General features: G+C 33.8%; 13 protein-coding genes and 2 tRNA genes. 3 read left to right on the top strand and 12 right to left on the bottom strand.

The features are described from left to right. Positions 1–130: 130 nt before the first annotated feature. The 8 genes from hflX to LPB88_RS07400 all read right to left on the bottom strand — a co-directional run bounded on the left by hflX (position 131) and on the right by LPB88_RS07400 (position 11,140). Positions 131–1,366: a GTPase HflX gene (gene hflX / locus LPB88_RS07435; protein WP_230714131.1), complete on the bottom strand. Its 1,236-nt coding sequence runs from the start codon at positions 1,364–1,366 to the stop codon at positions 131–133. A 190-nt stretch (positions 1,367–1,556) separates the two neighbouring features. Beyond that, positions 1,557–2,426 carry a hypothetical protein gene (locus LPB88_RS07430; protein WP_230714129.1) on the bottom strand — a complete coding sequence of 290 codons (870 nt, stop codon included), beginning with the start codon at positions 2,424–2,426 and terminating at the stop codon, positions 1,557–1,559. Between the two features lie 138 nt (positions 2,427–2,564). Beyond that, positions 2,565–2,819: a DUF5017 domain-containing protein gene (locus LPB88_RS07425; protein WP_230714128.1), complete on the bottom strand. Its 255-nt coding sequence runs from the start codon at positions 2,817–2,819 to the stop codon at positions 2,565–2,567. 24 nt (positions 2,820–2,843) lie between these two features. Then, a complete protein-coding gene (locus LPB88_RS07420) occupies positions 2,844–3,914 on the bottom strand; it encodes a DUF5689 domain-containing protein (protein ID WP_230714126.1) in 1,071 nt (356 codons plus the stop codon). A gap of 21 nt (positions 3,915–3,935) precedes the next feature. After that, complete coding sequence (locus LPB88_RS07415) at positions 3,936–6,773, bottom strand: carboxypeptidase-like regulatory domain-containing protein (RefSeq protein WP_230714124.1); 2,838 nt, start codon at positions 6,771–6,773, stop codon at positions 3,936–3,938. Positions 6,774–7,197: 424 nt separating this feature from the next. Next, positions 7,198–8,424: an MFS transporter gene (locus LPB88_RS07410; protein ID WP_230714122.1), complete on the bottom strand. Its 1,227-nt coding sequence runs from the start codon at positions 8,422–8,424 to the stop codon at positions 7,198–7,200. 415 nt (positions 8,425–8,839) lie between these two features. Beyond that, on the bottom strand, positions 8,840–9,880 hold the full coding sequence (locus tag LPB88_RS07405) for a Gfo/Idh/MocA family oxidoreductase (RefSeq protein ID WP_230714119.1): 1,041 nt from the start codon (positions 9,878–9,880) through the stop codon (positions 8,840–8,842). Positions 9,881–10,066: 186 nt separating this feature from the next. Continuing rightward, entirely contained in the window at positions 10,067–11,140 is a 1,074-nt protein-coding gene (locus LPB88_RS07400; RefSeq protein WP_230714117.1) for an NADH:flavin oxidoreductase/NADH oxidase, read from the bottom strand. Positions 11,141–12,102: 962 nt separating this feature from the next. Here LPB88_RS07400 and rseP point away from each other — a divergent pair. From rseP to LPB88_RS07385, 3 genes are all read left to right on the top strand, one after another. Beyond that, positions 12,103–13,443, top strand: a complete 1,341-nt coding sequence (gene rseP / locus LPB88_RS07395) for an RIP metalloprotease RseP (RefSeq protein WP_230714115.1) — start codon at positions 12,103–12,105, stop codon at positions 13,441–13,443. 85 nt (positions 13,444–13,528) lie between these two features. Continuing rightward, positions 13,529–13,602: transfer RNA gene (locus tag LPB88_RS07390), tRNA-Asn, on the top strand. Between the two features lie 38 nt (positions 13,603–13,640). Continuing rightward, positions 13,641–13,714, top strand: a tRNA-Asn gene (locus tag LPB88_RS07385). Between the two features lie 160 nt (positions 13,715–13,874). On the opposite strand, the gene LPB88_RS07380 is transcribed toward LPB88_RS07385, so the two are convergent. The 4 genes from LPB88_RS07380 to LPB88_RS07365 form a co-directional block, all read right to left on the bottom strand. After that, positions 13,875–14,564 (bottom strand): hypothetical protein, encoded by a 690-nt coding sequence (locus LPB88_RS07380; protein ID WP_230714113.1) that lies wholly within the window; start codon positions 14,562–14,564, stop codon positions 13,875–13,877. Between the two features lie 269 nt (positions 14,565–14,833). Further along, complete coding sequence (locus tag LPB88_RS07375; protein ID WP_230714111.1) at positions 14,834–16,030, bottom strand: aminopeptidase C; 1,197 nt, start codon at positions 16,028–16,030, stop codon at positions 14,834–14,836. Positions 16,031–16,256: 226 nt separating this feature from the next. Further along, positions 16,257–17,438 (bottom strand): BamA/TamA family outer membrane protein, encoded by a 1,182-nt coding sequence (locus LPB88_RS07370; RefSeq protein WP_230714109.1) that lies wholly within the window; start codon positions 17,436–17,438, stop codon positions 16,257–16,259. Positions 17,439–17,517: 79 nt separating this feature from the next. After that, complete coding sequence (locus tag LPB88_RS07365) at positions 17,518–18,489, bottom strand: transporter (protein WP_230714107.1); 972 nt, start codon at positions 18,487–18,489, stop codon at positions 17,518–17,520. Positions 18,490–18,513 lie beyond the last annotated feature (24 nt).

Genomic DNA, 18,513 nt, shown 5'->3' with positions numbered 1-18,513 from the left:
GCAAAGTTTATATAAGTTAGGCTATATAAAAACACAAAGTTCGCAAAGCTATATGTAGATTTAGCTTTGCGAACTTTGTGTTTTATGAAGATACTTTAATAAAATCTTAGCGCTCTTTGCGGTAAATTGTTTATTCCTGCTCTTCTTCTTTTTCGACTGCATCCTTATAATCAGGGTACAAGAATTTATTATATGGGAATCTGGTAATATGAATCTGACGAACTGCTTCATAAACCCTTTCTCTAAACTCCTCAAAATTTTCTTTATTTGTAGCCGAGATAAACAATGCATTTTCTTCTCCTAAACGATGCATCCAGGTTGTTTTCCACTCTTCAAGTGTATAATGTCTTGGTGTTTTCTCTGTCATTAAATCATCCTCGTCGATCGTCAAGTGCTTGTAAGCATCAATTTTATTGAAAACCATTATAACCGGTTTTTCGTGCGCTTTTATATCATGCAAAGTTTGATTTACAGATTCAATATGATCTTCAAAATCAGGATGTGAAATATCTACAATATGCAATAATAGATCGGCTTCGCGAACCTCATCCAATGTACTTTTAAAAGAATCAACCAATTGTGTTGGTAGTTTTCTAATGAAACCTACTGTGTCTGAAAGCAAAAATGGCAGGTTTTTAATAACCACTTTTCGAACCGTTGTATCCAGCGTTGCAAATAATTTATTCTCCACAAAAACATCACTTTTACCAACCGCATTCATCAAAGTCGATTTACCAACATTGGTATACCCAACAAGAGCCACACGAACCATTGCTCCGCGATTGCTGCGTTGAACACCCATTTGTTTATCGATCGTCTTGATTTTATCTTTCAACAATGAGATTCTATCACGTACAATACGTCTATCGGTTTCGATCTCCGTTTCCCCAGGACCACGCATACCAATACCACCTTTTTGACGTTCAAGGTGCGTCCACAAACCGGAAAGTCGTGGTAATAAATAGATACATTGCGCCAACTCGACCTGAGTTCTTGCGTATGAAGTCTCGGCTCTTTGCGCAAAAATATCCAGAATCAAATTGGTTCTGTCTAAAATTTTACAATCTATAATTCTAGAAATATTTTTTTGCTGAGATGGCGATAATTCATCATCAAAAATTAAAGTCGATATGTCGTTTTCTTTTACAAAAAGATTGATTTCTTCTATTTTTCCCGTTCCCATAAAAGTCTTCGGGTTTGGGCGTTCCATTTTTTGAGAAAAGCGCTTTATAACTTCACCACCTGCGGTAAAAGTCAAAAACTCCAGTTCATCCAGATATTCGTTAAGTTTTTCCTCACTTTGATTTTGAGTCACAATACCAACAATCGCAGTTCTTTCAAAATTTATAACTTCTTTTTCTAACATAGCTTTGAATAAGGTGCAAATTTAATGATTTGTAAGGTACTAACACTTATAGAATTTCTTTTTTAAGTTCTTATTGGCAATTTATCATAATGCCACAAAACAAAACCATCTAAAAATTAAGAATATTAAGAACTTAATCTCAATAAAATCTAATTTTTAGATGGTTTTAAATAAGTTTAAAAACAGAAAATTATTCGTAGATAAATGTTTTTTCCGTTTTTACAATTCCGTTTTCCTCAATTTGAGAACATGAAATTGGGAAATTTAATTTGTTGTATTTGTATTTTCTACTTACACCAACTAAAACTGTAGATGATGGACTAAAGTTTACTTCGTTATTATAAGAGATCGCTTCAAAGCTAAATTCGTCTTCGTGATACGAAATCATCGGTACAATTACTTTATAGTTATCACCAAAAAGACTTTGAACGATTAACTGGTCAACAGATTTTTTGTCGTCAAAAGTATAGGTTTTAGAAATTTTATCTCCAACCAATCCTTTATGTTTCACAACATTATCATTTGTGTAAACATATTCGATTTTACCAATAATTGCTTTATTTCTATCACGTGAAGTACGTCTTACGATAATACCATTTTCAACTATATATTCGATATCATCAACTAAATCCTGATGGTTCGTACTTTTTTTAGTGGTTACTTTTACTCTCGCACCTTCATAACCAAAAGTCACTACTTTAGTAATATAATCAGGTCCTTCCTGGTATTTTTTGACAAATTTTGTGATGTTGTTATCTGCATTATAAGTGTAATTCACGACTTCTTTCCAATCACTTCCCACTTTGTCTTTTACAGTCATATCCAATAATCCTTTAGAATTGTAAAAGAAATGCTGAATAACATCTGAAGTAGTAATGGTTTGAATTTTTCCGTCTTTGAATAAAACCGTTTTATTAACGATTTCACCGTCTTTAGAATTTTGATAATTTGTTTTAACAATGTTGATCTGTTTTAATCGAACAGGCGCTGTGTCTTCGTTCTGACTGTGCAGCAAGCAAGGAAAAACCATCATCATGATGGCGATAAAATAGGTTTTCATGTAGTATTTGTATTAGTTTGGGATGACCAAAATACAAAATTCTATCAAATTTTAACAGTTTAAATCTCAAAAATAGCACACTATTAAATTATTATCTGAAAATCAATATATTAAATATATTTTTAAAGAAAACACAACCTACTTTTCGCCAAAAATTCTAACATCATCTACCATAAAAGCACCATTAAGGGTTTTATCCTTACCGGATCCGATGTATTTAAACGCAATATGAATATTTCCTGAGTACGAAGACAAATCAATTCCTCCAGAACTTATAAACTGTCTCGAAGGTGTTGACAATGAAGGAAATTTTGCTTCTAATTTTGTCCATTTTGCTTTAGTAATACTTGACCCATCAAAATTTGTTGAGATATAAACCTCTAAAGCATTCAATGGAGAATCAACTTTTAAATCATGTTACGCACTTCTAAATGACAATACAGCATTTTTATAATCAGTAATATTGATTTTATGAGTTACCAGCCATGCAATATTTTCGGCAGCTGTTGTACTTGTTGTATTAAACTCAGCATAACCGTTTCCGGCGTACAGCATACTTTTCCATAATTTTGAAGCTTTTTCTACAATATTGCTCCAGCCCGGCAAAGTAAAATTCACATTGTTTTTTACAGATTGAAAATCTTCTGAAAAGAAAGGAACATTTCTTTTTCCGTTCATTACTATATCTTTTTCTGATCTAATCATCAGCTGATAATCTGATCCAAATTTCGTCAAAACTCCTCTTACCGTTCCACTTCCTTCGGGCACAAGATGATCTGCAAAACTGGCATAACCACTAGTTCTAAAAATAATCTGATTACCTGTTTTGTCTCTTAGATTCCAATTTGTGGAACCACCTATATTATTTGATTCTTCAAAATAATGACGTCCAACTGCAGCTTCTGTAAACTGCACATTTGTTAATTCTATTAATGTATTGAGTTTATTATCATTCAACGCTTCTTCAACAGAGACTGACTGCACTAATTGACTTTCATCAATAACTGTACAGGAAGCATTTAATACATTTTTATAATCATTTTGAGAAACTCTCCCAATTGTTGGATCACCTGAATTACTTACATACAAGCTGCCAATCCGTAAACCTTCGAAATATAAATCTGTGAATTGATTTTTAAGTTTTATATAAACCTTATTACCAACACGAAAATCTATATAACTATTTGAAACATCAACCGGAATACTAAATCCTATCGCAGGCATTTCTTTAGTCGCCAAAGTTTGAAAAGAAATTGCTTTAAAAAAATTTCCTTCTTCATCGCTCGATACTACGTAAGCTTCGATTACATCATTATAACTATATGTTTTAGGAACTGAACCTGAGAGATCCTTAACTTTTTGAACAGTTTGATTTACAGCTAAATCAGGTTGTGTACAAGACAATTTTGGAATTTCGACTTCATTGTTACAACTACAAAGCAAGGTGAATATCGACGCAAAAAAAGGAATTAAAAATGTATTTTTCATTACAAATGTGTTTTTTAAATTTTACAAACTGACAGTTAAATTCACGAAATAAGTTCGTCCATATCCGTAAAAATATTTGGGGCCAAATGATGGTGTTCCACTAGAGACATCTTGATTAAGTGCCCTGAAATTGGCATTTCGTGCTTGCTCAAAACCGCCTGTTTTATACGTTAAATCGAGAACATTGTTTACACTCGCAAAAAGTCCAATATATTTGCGGGAAATTCTCCATGATTTTCCTCCTGAAACATTCAATAAAGAAATTGGATCAAATTTTTCTTGTTTTAATAAAGCAGCTGCTCGCTCTTCTGTAGCTTCAGGAAAAACGAGACCACTTATTGAGTTCTTATAAAAACGTGCTGTTCTGGCTATTGGCGAGACATCAATATAACTTTCAGTCATATAATTAATATTTGCGGCCAACCACCAATATTTTGGATCTCTATATTCTAATCCAAACGAGTAAGCTTGTTGTGGCATTCCGGGCTGCTTATAATTTTTGAGATAAGATTCTCCAAAATCAAAAGTCAGTTGTGTATCACCTTTTGCCGCATTCGCATCGTTTGTAATCGAAACATTTGGATTACTGTTGTAGGTATAATTACCGTAAGCAGCGGACAAAGTAGTTTTTAGCGTTAACGATATTTGATATTCAAAACTTAGTTCTGTTCCAATGTTTTTCTTATCTAAATGAGTTAAAGTCTGACTAACAAAAGCATCCGTACTATTATAACTTGCTCCTCTGTCAAAAATTCCTTCTGCATAAAAAAAGGAAGTTTTAGTGGTGTTTTTTATCAAAGTATAATACCCTGTAAAACGCATTTTAAGTCTTGGCGAATGAAAAACATAATTTCCTTCAGCACTGCTGATGTTCTCATTTTCGATTCCGTTAACAACTGAATTATTCAAACGTGAATTTGAAAATGTATTTCGAAGTGATGGTGCTCTCGTAAGATGCATTCCGTTAAAAAATAACCATTGTTTTCCTGAAATTTTATACGTAAACCCACCTTTAAATCCAAAATTTTCAAAGTCTACTTTTTGGCTTTTGCCGAGGGAAGATGTCGGGTAAATTCCGTTTTGATACAATCCTTCTCTTTGATAATTTGAAACAGAATACGATTGCCCTAAATAGAAATCAACTTTTTTATAGGAGAATCTGAATTGAGTAAAAGCATCAATTGTCGTGGCTATAAAATTATAATTGTAACCATAAACGTCTCCTTCTTTAACTTGACGATTTGGGTTTTGCAAATCTGATTGCGCTTCGTTTCCGGTATAAAAAGCATCTATATCTTCAAAATATTGCCCTCCAAGTAAATCTAAAAGATATTGAAACTGATGTGATTTTAGATTCCTAAAAGTAATTCCGCCATCAAAAGCACTATTTTCTGAAAGCTGTATATTTAAGTTTGAATTTGCTGCAAGTGTCTTATCGTCTGTTCGATCTTCATACAAAACATAATGACTTTGTGCAGCTTCATATCCTGTCGTCACTCCATTAGAATTGATAACAGATCTTTGATTTGCCCGATACATCACATCCCATTCTATTTGAGGTTTCTCAAGAAACAACGCTTTACTTTTTTCGGCATTCTCATAATCTGGTGTAAATTCTCCTGAAAATTCTCCATTGTCTTTTGCATAAAGCGAACTGTAATAACTGGGCAATTTTCGATAATAAACAGGATCCGGACTATTGACTCTCTGATAATCGATGTTGCTGTTTCCTACTTTTCCAAACTGATACATTACACTCGAATTAAGATTTGTTTTTTCATCAATCTTAAAATAATGATTAAGCATCAGCAATGGTTCTTCAACTTTTTTGATTCTGGCGTTTCGTTTTTCGCCATTCTGAAAACCCCAATACGAGTTGTATTTTTCGTTTGTTAATTGCGTTACTTCATTTGTATTTGCCGAATTTTTGGCACGTGTACTTGGCGTATAAAATCCTGTAAAATTCAACGATTGCCTTTTGTTTAATTTCTTTTCTATACTTATAAAAAAGGATTCGGCATCAAAATTTGTTCCTTCAAAATAACCTTCTCCAGACCAACGTTTTCCTGCTAAAATCGCAAATGCCCAACCAGAAGCATTCATCCCTGAAGCATAAGTACCGATTGCTCGCAAATTATAAGCTGTATTATTTCCTGAAAAGGTAATTTGTGTGCCTTTTCTATACATTGAAGCACGGGTAAATATCTGCTGTGTTCCCAAAATTCCTCCAAATGTGTAGTTTGAAGCTGCTGCTCCTACCGAAAATTCCTGATTTCTGAGTACGTTATTTAAACCTCCCCAATTACTCCATTGCGATCTTCCGTCATAGATTTTGTTCATGACCATTCCGTTAAGCATCATGGTTCCGTTTTCGCTGTCTAAACCACGAACTCTAAATCGGGCTTGTCCCCAATTGAATGCCGAAGCCTGCATAAAAGCATCTTTTGATGATTGTAATAAACCGGAAGTCATTTCAGACGAACTGTTATCACCTGTCAAATCACTTTCTAATAAAGAAATTAAAGCTCCTGGAGTTTCATCTGTAAAACGATCTTCTAATTGAAGTATTCCCAGATTTACCTGTTGCTCAAAATTTGATTGTACTTTTAAAAGTAAATCTTTATAACCCTGACTGTGCAGCAAGAGCAATTGTTCTCCTTTTATTGAGGAATGTAATTCGAATTTTCCGTTTTTAGTTGTGAGTTGTGTTATTGTAGAATTTTGAATACTTACAACAACATTTTCTAAAGGATTTTGCGTTTTTGCATCCATTACTACTCCTGAAAAAATAGTTTTCTGTTGTGCAAAAGCAACTTTAAAAGACAATAAAATAATAAGCAATGTGTGTGTTTTGCCCATGAAAATTCCAATTTATTTTGATAAATAGTTTTCAGATTAAAATTGCTTTGGTTCTCAAAACATTTTAATTTTTATATCAAAAGATAAAATTGGTTTCTGGAAAAGAATATTTGAAATTCAAATATAGATAAAATTTAATAAATGAGTTATTTCTTGTTAATTAATTTTATAAAAAGATAATAATAATTAGCGTTTTTTCATTTTATGTCATTTCGACGAAGGAGAAATCTCCGCGAGAAGCTTGACAAAGATTGGATTTTCGTTGCGGAGTTACTTGCGAAAATTTCTCCTTCGTCGAAATGACAAGATTGGGTTTTGATTGCGAATGATGGATTAAAATCCATCCCTACAATATATTTTGTTCCTTCGGAACTGCCTAAACAAAACTTTGCTCCCGAAGCCTCTGGACTGTGACTTCGCGAGATTAAGAAACCTCTGTTGTTCTAATTTTAGAAACCATAAAGGCAATCAGAACACCAAAGATTCCGATAAAGGCAAAAGAAAATTGGAGCCCAAAAGTTTCGGCAATATGTCCAATAACCGGAGGTCCCATTAAGAAACCCAGAAAACTTACACTAGAAACAATCGTCAAAGCTTCGCCTGGAGGAACAGTTGGATTTTTTCCTGCCATGCTATAAACGGTTGGTACAATTGTAGCAACTCCTAAACCAACTGCCATAAAAGCAATGGTACAAGGAATAATATAGGGAAGAAAAACTGCTGTGAAAAGTCCTGCCGAAATCATGATTCCGCTAATTTGCATGACGCGTTCACGACCAAATTTATTGATTAATCCGTCGCCCAAAAATCTTCCGCTTGCCATCATGATCATGAACGAAGTGTATCCTAAAATCACTAAAGGTCCGGGGGCTTTTACAATGTCTTTAAAGTAAACTCCACTCCAGTCAAACATTACTCCTTCGCTTGCCATACTGCAAAAACCAATTACACCAAGCCAAATTAAAGTGCTATCAGGTTTTACAAAAAGCTTTTTCTTTTCAGAAGTTTTGTGTTTAATTTTTTCTTTGGCTTTGACCAAAAAATTAAAATTGAACACAATCATAATTAAAACAATTCCACCAACAATTAGAAAATGATGAAACGGCGTGAGGTTTAAAGCTAACATTCCTAAACCAACTAAAGCTCCTGTAAATCCGGCAAAACTCCACATTCCGTGAAAAGAGGACATGATGGTTTTTCTAAAAAGTACTTCGGTATAAACGCCTTGTGTATTTACCGCAATATTTGCCAGATTTCCGAATAATCCAAACATAAATAGCCCCACCGACAATTGCAAAGCTGTAGTTGCCAAACCTAAATTTGCCAGACATAAAACATACATTATTAAGGAGAAAATCAAAATGCGATGACTCCCAAATTTGGTTACCATTTTTCCGGAAAAAGGCATAATTACCAATTGTCCCATTGGCAATGCAAAAAGTATCGAACCCAGATCTCCTTCTGTTAAGTGTAAGGCCGTTTTAATGTCGGGAATTCTGCTTGCCCAGGTTGCAAAACTTAAACCCATTCCGAAATAAAACATCCCAACCGCAAAACGAATTCGGTTTAAATAAGATGCTTTTGCCTCTCTATAAACTTTCTTGATTTTTCCTTTGGTCTGAAATAATGATAATGGATTGAAATTTATCAAAGTGATGCGTTTTAGATTTAATACTATAAAAGTACTAAAAAGCAATTTTATAGACTATAAAACCCTACTAGTTCCACGATTTATAACGTTGTATGTTTATAAATTCTTCTTTTAAGAGGCAAAGGTTCTGAGGTGCAAAGGGACAAAGGTCTTCTGTAGAGATGCATTTTTCTTCGTTTTGTTTCTTTTTTGGCCCACGGATTAAACGGGTTAACACGGATTTTCTTTTTTGAAATGGTAATCTCTAATCCTATTTATTTGCATAAAAAAAGACGCACTGCTGTGCGTCTCTACATTTAAAATTGGAATATTTTTTGCCAAGATTTAAAGGATTTAACCGTTGCTAAATTTAATTCGCAAGGAATAATAAATCTGCGTTAATCCGTTTAATCCGCTAAATCCGTGGGCAATTATACTAAAGATTAATTACTTTTTGTTGTGTGTTACTTGCAATTGCGGCTTCGATAATTTGCATCACTTTTACACCATCTTGCGCTGTAACGGGTTCTATTTTATTATTTGCAATAGAATCGTAAACACCATCAAAAAACGAAAAGTAATTCCCTTGCAATGTTGGTACTTTCTCGCGAACTTGTCTTCCGTCTATTTCTGTGTTTAAAAGCCCTTGCAAAGTTTCAGATTCTGTTCCCCAGGATTCTAAATTTGGCTTTTTACCAAGTTTCAATTCATCTTCCTGAACATCTCCACGTGGTTTTAAAAAAGATCCTTTTTTTCCATGAATAGTATACGCAGGATTTGCTTCTCTAACAAAGAAACTTGCTTTCAATCTCACTCTGAAATTTTCGTAGATCAGCAATAAATCGATCCAATCATCAACCAGCGAGTTTTCTCTCGTATAACGAATATCTCCAAAAACCGACTTTGGTGAACCAAACAAACATACTGCCTGATCTATCAAATGCGGACCTAAATCTTTCAGGATTCCCGCTCCGTCATTTACGGTTTCTTTATGTGCTTTAACGCTCAATAAAGGATTGTATCTGTCAAAGTGAAATTCGGCTTCGACTAAATCTCCTAAAACTCCTTCTTTGATTATTTTTTGAACGGTTTTAAAATCACTGTCCCATCTTCTGTTTTGAAAAACAGATAATTTCAAACCTTTTTCTTTTGCAATTGCTGCCAATTCTTCGGCTTCGGCTACAGTTGTGGTAAATGCTTTTTCGACAACGGCATGTTTTCCAGCCAAAAGTACTTTTTTAGCATATTCGTAATGGGTACCAACTGGAGTATTTACAATTACCAAATCAACATCATCAGTCAATAATTCGTCGATTGTAGGGTAACTTTTTACAGTTGGATAATCTTCCTGAATTAGTTTTTTGCTTCTTTCCCAAGAACCTAGTAATTCAAATCCGGGATGAATATCTAAAAATGGTGCATGAAAAACCTTTCCCGACATTCCGTATGATAATAGTGCTGTTTTTATTTTTTGCATTTTGTATGTTTTATAATTAAGTTCAACATTTTATTTTATTTTCTAACCATTAAGAGATTAAGAAAAATAAAGCTTAACTGCTTAATAAAATGTCTGGTTTGTTTTTTTACAACCATTAAAACTAAGTTCAAAGCTTATTGAAACTTAATCTCTTAATGGTTAAAATAAAAACTTATGTTTTATTATTTATCTTGTTTTAGCTCGTTCGTATTGTTTTGGCCATTGTACCTCTTCGTTCAATTCTCTGGCAAAATCTAATGGCAAATTAGGATTTCTTAATGATTCTCTGGCAAACAAAATCAAATCAGCCTGACCGTTATTTAAAATCGTTTCTGCTTGATGTGCTTTTGTTATTAAACCAACGGCTCCGGTTAAAATTTCTGCTTCTTTTTTGATTTTTTCGGCAAAAGGAACCTGATAATTTGGTTCTAACGGAATTTGTTGGTGCGAAACCAATCCGCCTGACGAAACATCTATTAAATCAACTCCTTTTTCTTTTAAGATTTCTGAAAGTTTTACTGATTCTTCAGGATTCCATCCACCATCTGCCCAATCTGTAGCCGAAATTCGAACAAATAATGGTAAGTCTGATGGCCATTCGGTTTGAACTGCTTCGAGAATTTCTAAGGTAAATCGAATTCTATTTTCGAAACTTCCACCATATTCATCGGTTCTTACATTCGTTAAAGGTGATAAAAACTGGTGTAATAAATAACCATGCGCTCCGTGAATTTCCAGTACTTTATAACCTGCTTCAACAGCTCTTTTTGTTGCTGCTTTAAAATCTGAAATCACTTTTTGAATTCCATTTTTGTCTAAAGCTTCAGGAAGAAAAGGTTCGTCGTCATGATATGCGATTGCACTTGCCGAAACAGTCTGCCATCCGCCTTGAGCGAAATCTAACTTTTTATTGCCCAACCAAGGAGCCGAAACACTTGCTTTTCGTCCGGCATGTGCCAATTGAATTCCGGGAACAGCATTTTGCGAAACGATAAATTCGTTGATTGTTTTTAGTTTTTGAATGTGTTCGTCTTTCCAGATTCCAAGATCAGACGGTGAGATTCTGGCTTCGGGAGAAACCGCAGTTGCTTCCTGAATAATCAAACCTACTCCGCCACTGGCACGGCTTCCTAAGTGAACCAAATGCCAATCGTTTGCAAATCCGTCAATTGCGGAATACTGACACATGGGCGAAATAACGATTCTATTTTTTAATGTGATGTTTTTTATAGTAAGTGGAGAAAATAATAATGAAGCCATGTTTGTAACTTTTAATGGTTTTAGGCTATCAATTGGGTACGATAGTCTTTAAAAAAGTAAAGTTACAGCATCTTCATAAAAGTAGAAATCTAAATGTTTATTAATTAACAAACATTTAAAGCAAATTCCGTTTATTCCACAGATTATAGTATTCCTGTTTTTGTTCTAATAAACTAAGATGATATCCCGATTCAGTAATAGCACTGTTTTTCACCGCTAATATTCTAAAGTATCTCTAATTCAATAAATAAAACAATGCCTTACCGCATGCCATACCACAAAAATAAAAAAAATACATACCAATTATTATTGCGTAAATTATAGCGAACATTTGTTTATGTTCTTTTCCTAAAAAAATTTCACTTATTGTATTTGATTTCATAAATAATAGATTAGATCTGAGGCTACTCTCGTTAAAATAGTCCTGATGTTTATATTCTAATGTGCTAAAGTTTTACCAAAAATTATCCCTTTTTTGAATACATAAATAATAAACAATGCGAAAATTGCGAATGCATATAATAGTATAAGGTAAGTTTTGGTTTTCATATTTTGGTAAATTATTAAAATTATATCTTCATATTGAGCTACTTAGATTGTTTATATAATATTTTGCACATTGACTTCCTAAATAAATTAACCCAAATTTACTGAAGTTTTTATTATTCTCATAACTTTATTAGCCAAATCCTACTAAGTTATTTTAAACCAACATATAAACTCACAAGGCTAGCTTATAAAAACATCTACAATAAATTTTCACAATATCGAAATTAACCATTTTGTAACATTATAGGCAAAAGAGTTACTAATTAAGTAGACACGAAATAACCTTTACTTACTTTATTAGAAGTAAGAATCAATTATTAACAAACATTTAAAGCCTTAAGTATTATATTGCGGTCTTATATTAAATCAGAAAACGTTACTTTTGTGCGTTAAATACGAACTAAAAATACAAAATGGATATAGTTATCAAACTCTCTCAATTTCTATTGAGTTTATCTTTACTTATTATTCTTCACGAATTAGGGCATTTTATCCCTGCAAAATTGTTTAAAACAAGAGTCGAAAAATTTTACTTATTTTTCGATGTTAAATATTCTCTATTAAAAAAGAAAATTGGCGAAACTGAATACGGAATCGGATGGTTACCGCTTGGAGGTTATGTAAAAATCTCCGGAATGATCGACGAAAGTATGGACAAAGAGCAAATGGCTTTGCCTCCACAACCTTGGGAATTTCGTTCTAAACCGGCTTGGCAACGTTTGATCATCATGCTTGGTGGTGTTACAGTGAACTTTATTTTGGCATTCATTATATATATAGGAATGGCATTTGCTTATGGCGATACTTACATTGCAAATTCTGATTTGAAAGATGGTGTCTTTGTTGAAAATCCTGCTATGCTTAAAGCGGGTTTTAAAACTGGAGATAAACTTATTTCTATAGACGGAAAAAAGGTTGAAAACTATGACAATAGTTTAAACATGAATATTATCATGGCTAAACAAGTCTTGGTTGAAAGAAACGCACAACAGGAAACGATCAATATCCCAAATGATTTTGTTGACCAGTTATCTAAACAAGAGAAAGGTTTGTTGGTTAGTATTCGTGTACCTTTTGCAATTGGAAAAGTTGATGATGCATCTCCAAATCAAAATTTAAAGGCTAAAGATTTGATTCTTTCGCTTAACGGAGAAAAAGTAAAATATTTCGATGAAGCAAAAGCTATTCTAAGCAATAATAAAGGAAAAACAATTCCTGCTGTTGTTTTACGTGATTTAAAAGAAACACCAATTACAGTTAAAGTTTCTGACAAAGGTACTTTAGGTGTAGTTGCTGGTGGATTAGATATGAAATCATTAGAGAAACTAGGTTACTATAAAATTAGCACTAAAAACTACAGCTTCTTTGAATCAATTCCGGTTGGATTAAAAAAAGGTAAAGATCAATTAGTAGGTTACGGAAAACAGCTTAAAATGATTTTTAATCCTGAAACTAAAGCTTACAAACAAGTGGGTGGTTTTGCAGCTATTTTTAACATTTTTCCTAATTCATGGAGCTGGGAAACATTCTGGTCAATCACTGCTTTATTGTCAATTATGCTTGGAGTTATGAATTTATTGCCAATTCCTGCTCTTGATGGTGGTCATGTAATGTTTTTATTATACGAAATCATTAGTGGAAGAAAACCAAGTGACAAATTCCTTGAAAACGCCCAAATGGTTGGTTTCGTTCTACTTATAGCACTACTTTTGTTTGCTAACGGAAACGATATTTATAAGGCAATTGTCAAGTAGTAAAATATTTTAAAAAAAGTGCAAAAATGTTTTTGAGAAACTAAAAAATCCTCTATATTTGCACTCGCTAAAAAGAACAACAACTTCCTCCTTAGCTCAGTTGGTTAGAGCATCTGACTGTTAATCAGAGGGTCCTTGGTTCGAGCCCAAGAGGGGGAGCAACTTTTTTTAGCAAACATATTTACCTTTAAGGTGATTCCTTCTTAGCTCAGTTGGTTAGAGCATCTGACTGTTAATCAGAGGGTCCTTGGTTCGAGCCCAAGAGAGGGAGCTTATTAAATACCACTTACAGATGTAAGTGGTATTTTTTTTTGCGAAAAAACCTGAACTATAATCAGAGCCCGATAGCCATCGGCACAAGGGAAAGAGATTAAAAAAAGACTATCATGAAAATGATAGTCTTTTTTGGTTATAGAATAAGGTTTTAAATTTTACTTTTTAGCCACTTGATTTGCCAGGTTTTTACTTTCAAACAATACCATCATTTCATTTGCTTTGTCTACTTGATTAGTCCCTTTGAGTGCCTGTGCATATCGGTAATAATATACTGAATCTAAATTTGTAGCTTCTTCAAACAACTGTGAGTAATATTTTGCTGCTGCAACCATGTCATTCTCAAAATAAGATCTGTCTGCTACTTTTTTAAGCATCTCCAATGATTTATAACCTTTATCAATCACCTTTTCATAAGTATTCAATACATTTATGCTAATTGTTTTTGCTTTTTGTGCCGGAGCAATTACTTCCATTTTAACCGGCTTAATGACTGTAGTTGCAGTATCAATGACAGCTTTTGACTGCAATCCTACTTCGACTGTTTTTACTTTTGGTTTTCCATATATTGGTGTTACCTTTCTGGTATTATTTGGACCCAGATCATGAGTATTGACCATTTCTAATTTTGGCACTTCATATGTAATCATTCGTTGACCAAAAGCCATATTTACTGTTTCTTCAACAAGGTAAGCTTGTATAACAAGATCATTACCCTCTGAGGTGCCGGGTTGCAAATGTGCATTTCCCGTTGCTGCAATGACAGGAGCGCGGTTGGTACGCTGAGCAAAACAGTTAAAAGAAAACACACATACAATTTCAATAAAAAGTAGTGTAAAAGTTTTCATAATGACTTAATTAAGTTGTTTGCAACCTTAAAGGTACTTCATGTTCTCTTTTTAATTTTATAATGCCTATGAACGGCTTTAAAAATCGTTTAAGTGCTGTTTTTTTAATCATCATCATCGATTAAATAGCTATAAAAATTTAGAAGAGGAAAAAATCAAGTTTAGCCTTTTTTCGCACTCCAATTAAACTGTGATTAAATTACTACAAAAAAAAAGCGCTACAATCTCTTGTAGCGCTTTTTTATTATTTTTTAAAAATCAGAATAAAATTAAACTCCTAATTTTTTAGCGATATCCGATGGAATTCCACCTTTGTTTACCATTAAGGCAGTAGTTTTATATTTCACGAAATTCTTAGTCACAAACAAGAAACCTTTGTAGTCGTTTGTTTCTCCCCAAGAATTTTTTACGATGTAATATTCTTTTCCGGTTTGATCTTTAGCAAGACCAATAATGTGCATTCCGTGATCGTCTGTTGTTGTGTAGTTATCAAACGCAGTCTGACGCATTTCCGGAGTAATTTCCGGTTCAGCTTTTGGTCCGTTAAACATGTCTGCTTTTTCTTCGGCAGTCATATCATCAAATTTCTTTGTTGGAACGTATGCTACTCCATTTTTCCAGCTAAAGCTTTTCTCGCTTACGTCAGTTGCCCAAGCTACAGTGTATCCTTTTTTCAATGCATTGTCAATAACATCAGTCATGTCATTTACTTTTACATTGTAAACCTGATCAAACGACCAGTTGTCCGGTACCATCATTGTTGTTTTTTGGTAGTATGGAGATGTTGTAAATGATGACATTTCAACATACTCATCAGGATTGATTCCTACTACTTCTTTAGCAAAAGTTTGTGGTGTATAGTTTTTTCCTTTGTAGGTAAAGTTTTCAGGTACTTTTCCTAAATAAGAATCAATAACTGCAGCATACGCTTTTTGCCAGTTTGGAGTCAATTCTCCATTTGGATTTTTCACAACAGCTGCTAAAACTCCTTCGATGAGAGCTGACATTTCTCCAAATTTATTTTTATCTGTTCCGTAGTTTAATCCTGTGTAAACTTCTCTTGGAACAGTTCCGTATTTTTTATACATATTAATTACATCATGCAAGGCTCCACCGTCACCTAAAGTAACTGCACCATGCATACGAACATAATTTACACCTTTTTCAACATAAACATTTCTTGCAGAATAAATTTGAGACAATTCAACCGGTTGTTTTCCTAAACGAATCATTTCTGACTCTAAAAAAGAATTTGTCGAATAACTCCAGCAAGTTCCAGAAGATCCTTGCGCTTTTACAGAAGTTGTTCCCAGATTAATTTGCTCTGTGAATTTAAAAGCTTCTTTACTTTTTTCGCTTGCATTCAGTTTTAGTGAATTAACTAAAATGTCCTGTGCAAAACAGCCTGTTGCTCCGACAAAAAAAACAGAAGCCGCAAGTACTGATTTGAATGAAAATGTATTCATAGTAATTATTTAATGATTTGATAAATTAGTCGTTGTAATTTATTTTTTGTTACAAAACAATTAAATAATAAATAATTTGTGCGAAGTAAAACAGTTAATGTTTTCTTAATATTTATTATAATACCGTCAATAAACACGTAAAGCCCCTATAGACAATGCTATCGAGGCTTTACATCGAAAAATCTAACTAACCAAGTTCTTTATATATTTAGTACTAATAATTGTATTATCGCATCCAGTTGCTCCCAAAAACAACGTAATAAGCCCAGTCTTCAGGACCTCTTGCAACGTCTACCCCCATTCTAAGTTTAAATTTTCGGGCCAGTAAATATCTAAAACCCGTTCCGTAGCTGTAGACCACCGGTTTGGCAAAAGCCTTATCCCAATCGTTAAAAGCACTTGCGAGACCACCGTACCCCATTAAACTCCATCTTCGGTACACATCCCATCTAAACTCGGCTTCTGTTACTATACTCGTTTTTCCCTGATATCTTGCTGCAGGAATTCCCCTTAAATTAATTCCAGGTAAAAGATAAAAAGGCGGTTTCCCGAAGGATTGTTCTCCTTCAATTCTAAGGCCACCAATTAGTTTTTTTGCTATAGGATAATACCCAATTGCCGATAAATTGAGACGCCAGGCATCATAATCACTTCCTATGGCATTATCTGACCAAAAGAAATCAGATTGTAATCTAATCCCTTTATCGGGCGTAAAAATGTTGTCCCTGCCATCAAACTGAATCGCTCCTCCTAACTGACTCACGGTACTCTTTATATCTTTTGGTTTTATAAAAGAAGGAAGATTTGCATCCGGAAGATCAATATTAGAATTCAGGAAAAGATATTGCGGTCCTGCACTCCATTTTGGATTTCGAAATTGTTTAAGCCATTGTGTATAAAACACTGTGGACTTAAAATTAAGTTTAAATTCTAAATCTTTCCCCGAAGGCATATTTTCATAAAATGAAAGATTCATATTACCATAGCCCGCCATCACCCGATATAAAATTCGTGGTTTTATTAAAGTACTGGAACGAAATGCCCCCACCATCCAGCTCTTATTTCCGGTATACATTCCAATTGCTCCTGTAATATCAGGGTTTATAAATCGCTTTTTACCATTTTCATCAACAACCGGTGCGTGTTTTTTAAGAAAAACGGGTACAATAGCACCTCCAATGCCTCCTAAAGCCGGCTCTGTAATAACGGTTGGAACTACAAGAAAACCATGTGCATAAATAATATAATCGCTTAAATCGAATGCTCCGTCCAGAGAATCTTTTACGCTTATATGCGGCTTTTGCGCCATCACTGTTGTGGTTAACAAAATAAAAAGCGCATTTATAAGAAAGAAATTTCGAGAGAGCTTTATGCTTTTCACATTAGAAACTGAAGATCTATTTTCCATTTAAACTAATATTAGAATTTACTGCATTCCTAAAAAACATGAACCCAAACTGAAAAACAGTTATGCCAATTATTTCAAACTATTTTTTCTTGAAACTAAATACATGCGCAAGCGTTAAGAAAAATGTATTTCCCTGAAATCTATTTACAGCATCAATCTCACCGATCCAACGGAATCCGGCAGAAGTACTGCATCCTATGTGATAATAATTAATCTCAGCACCTATACCTCCAATATGATCTTTGTCACCCTCAACAGTTCCAATTATGGGAACCGGTATTTTATCACTTGTCATTTTATACTGCAGATAATAAATTAAACCGGCATTCAGGATTCCGGTTGGGGCTGTTTTTTCAGCATTCAGCATATAAAAGGTTTTTCCCAAACCTCCTTCAATACTTAAAATATCTCCTGTTTTAATATCTGTATCTTTCTTTTTTCCGTTTATTTCATAAGAGGCTAATGCCGAGAAATGAATCGTTTTTTTATCATTAAAAAACAATGTTGTTCCGGCAGAAAACTCATTCATAAACATTCCTAAACCACTATTGTCAGAAGCTCCGGCAGTAAACTTTCCAGTTGGTAAATACATCTGATAACTAAAAACAAAGTCGGCTCGTTTATTATGCCATCCTAACTGTACAGGCTGAATGTAAGTATCTGTAAGTGCCAATGAATTGGTAGCATTTAGACTATTTCCCTGAATTGTATTGGCTGCAAAAGCAATTAAAACAGTTGCGCCATAATTTGCCCCTAAAATTTTAAAATCGCTTACATACGATGCTCCTGCACCTGTAATACTCATTGTTAAATCTGGATTTGCCAAAGCTTTGTCTCCATTGGCATCTCTTAAGGATGATGCCGTATAGAAATATCCCGGTACATATACGCTCAATGTGTTTTCCGGAGTTTGCGTCCCGGATTGTAATCCCATTGCGCCAAGTATATGACCTCCTTTAAGTTGCGCATTTACAGGCAAATAAATCAACAAAAGCATTAAAACCAGAATAGTTTTTGTTGTTTGCCTTTGACTATTAAATATTGTTTTCATAGTTGATATTTTAAAAAATTAATG

Source organism: Flavobacterium sp. JAS (assembly GCF_020991455.1).
In the GTDB taxonomy this organism is placed as follows: Bacteria; Bacteroidota; Bacteroidia; order Flavobacteriales; family Flavobacteriaceae; genus Flavobacterium.
Note: the sequence above shows the minus strand (reverse complement) of the source record. Positions and strands in the feature narration are given on the sequence as shown.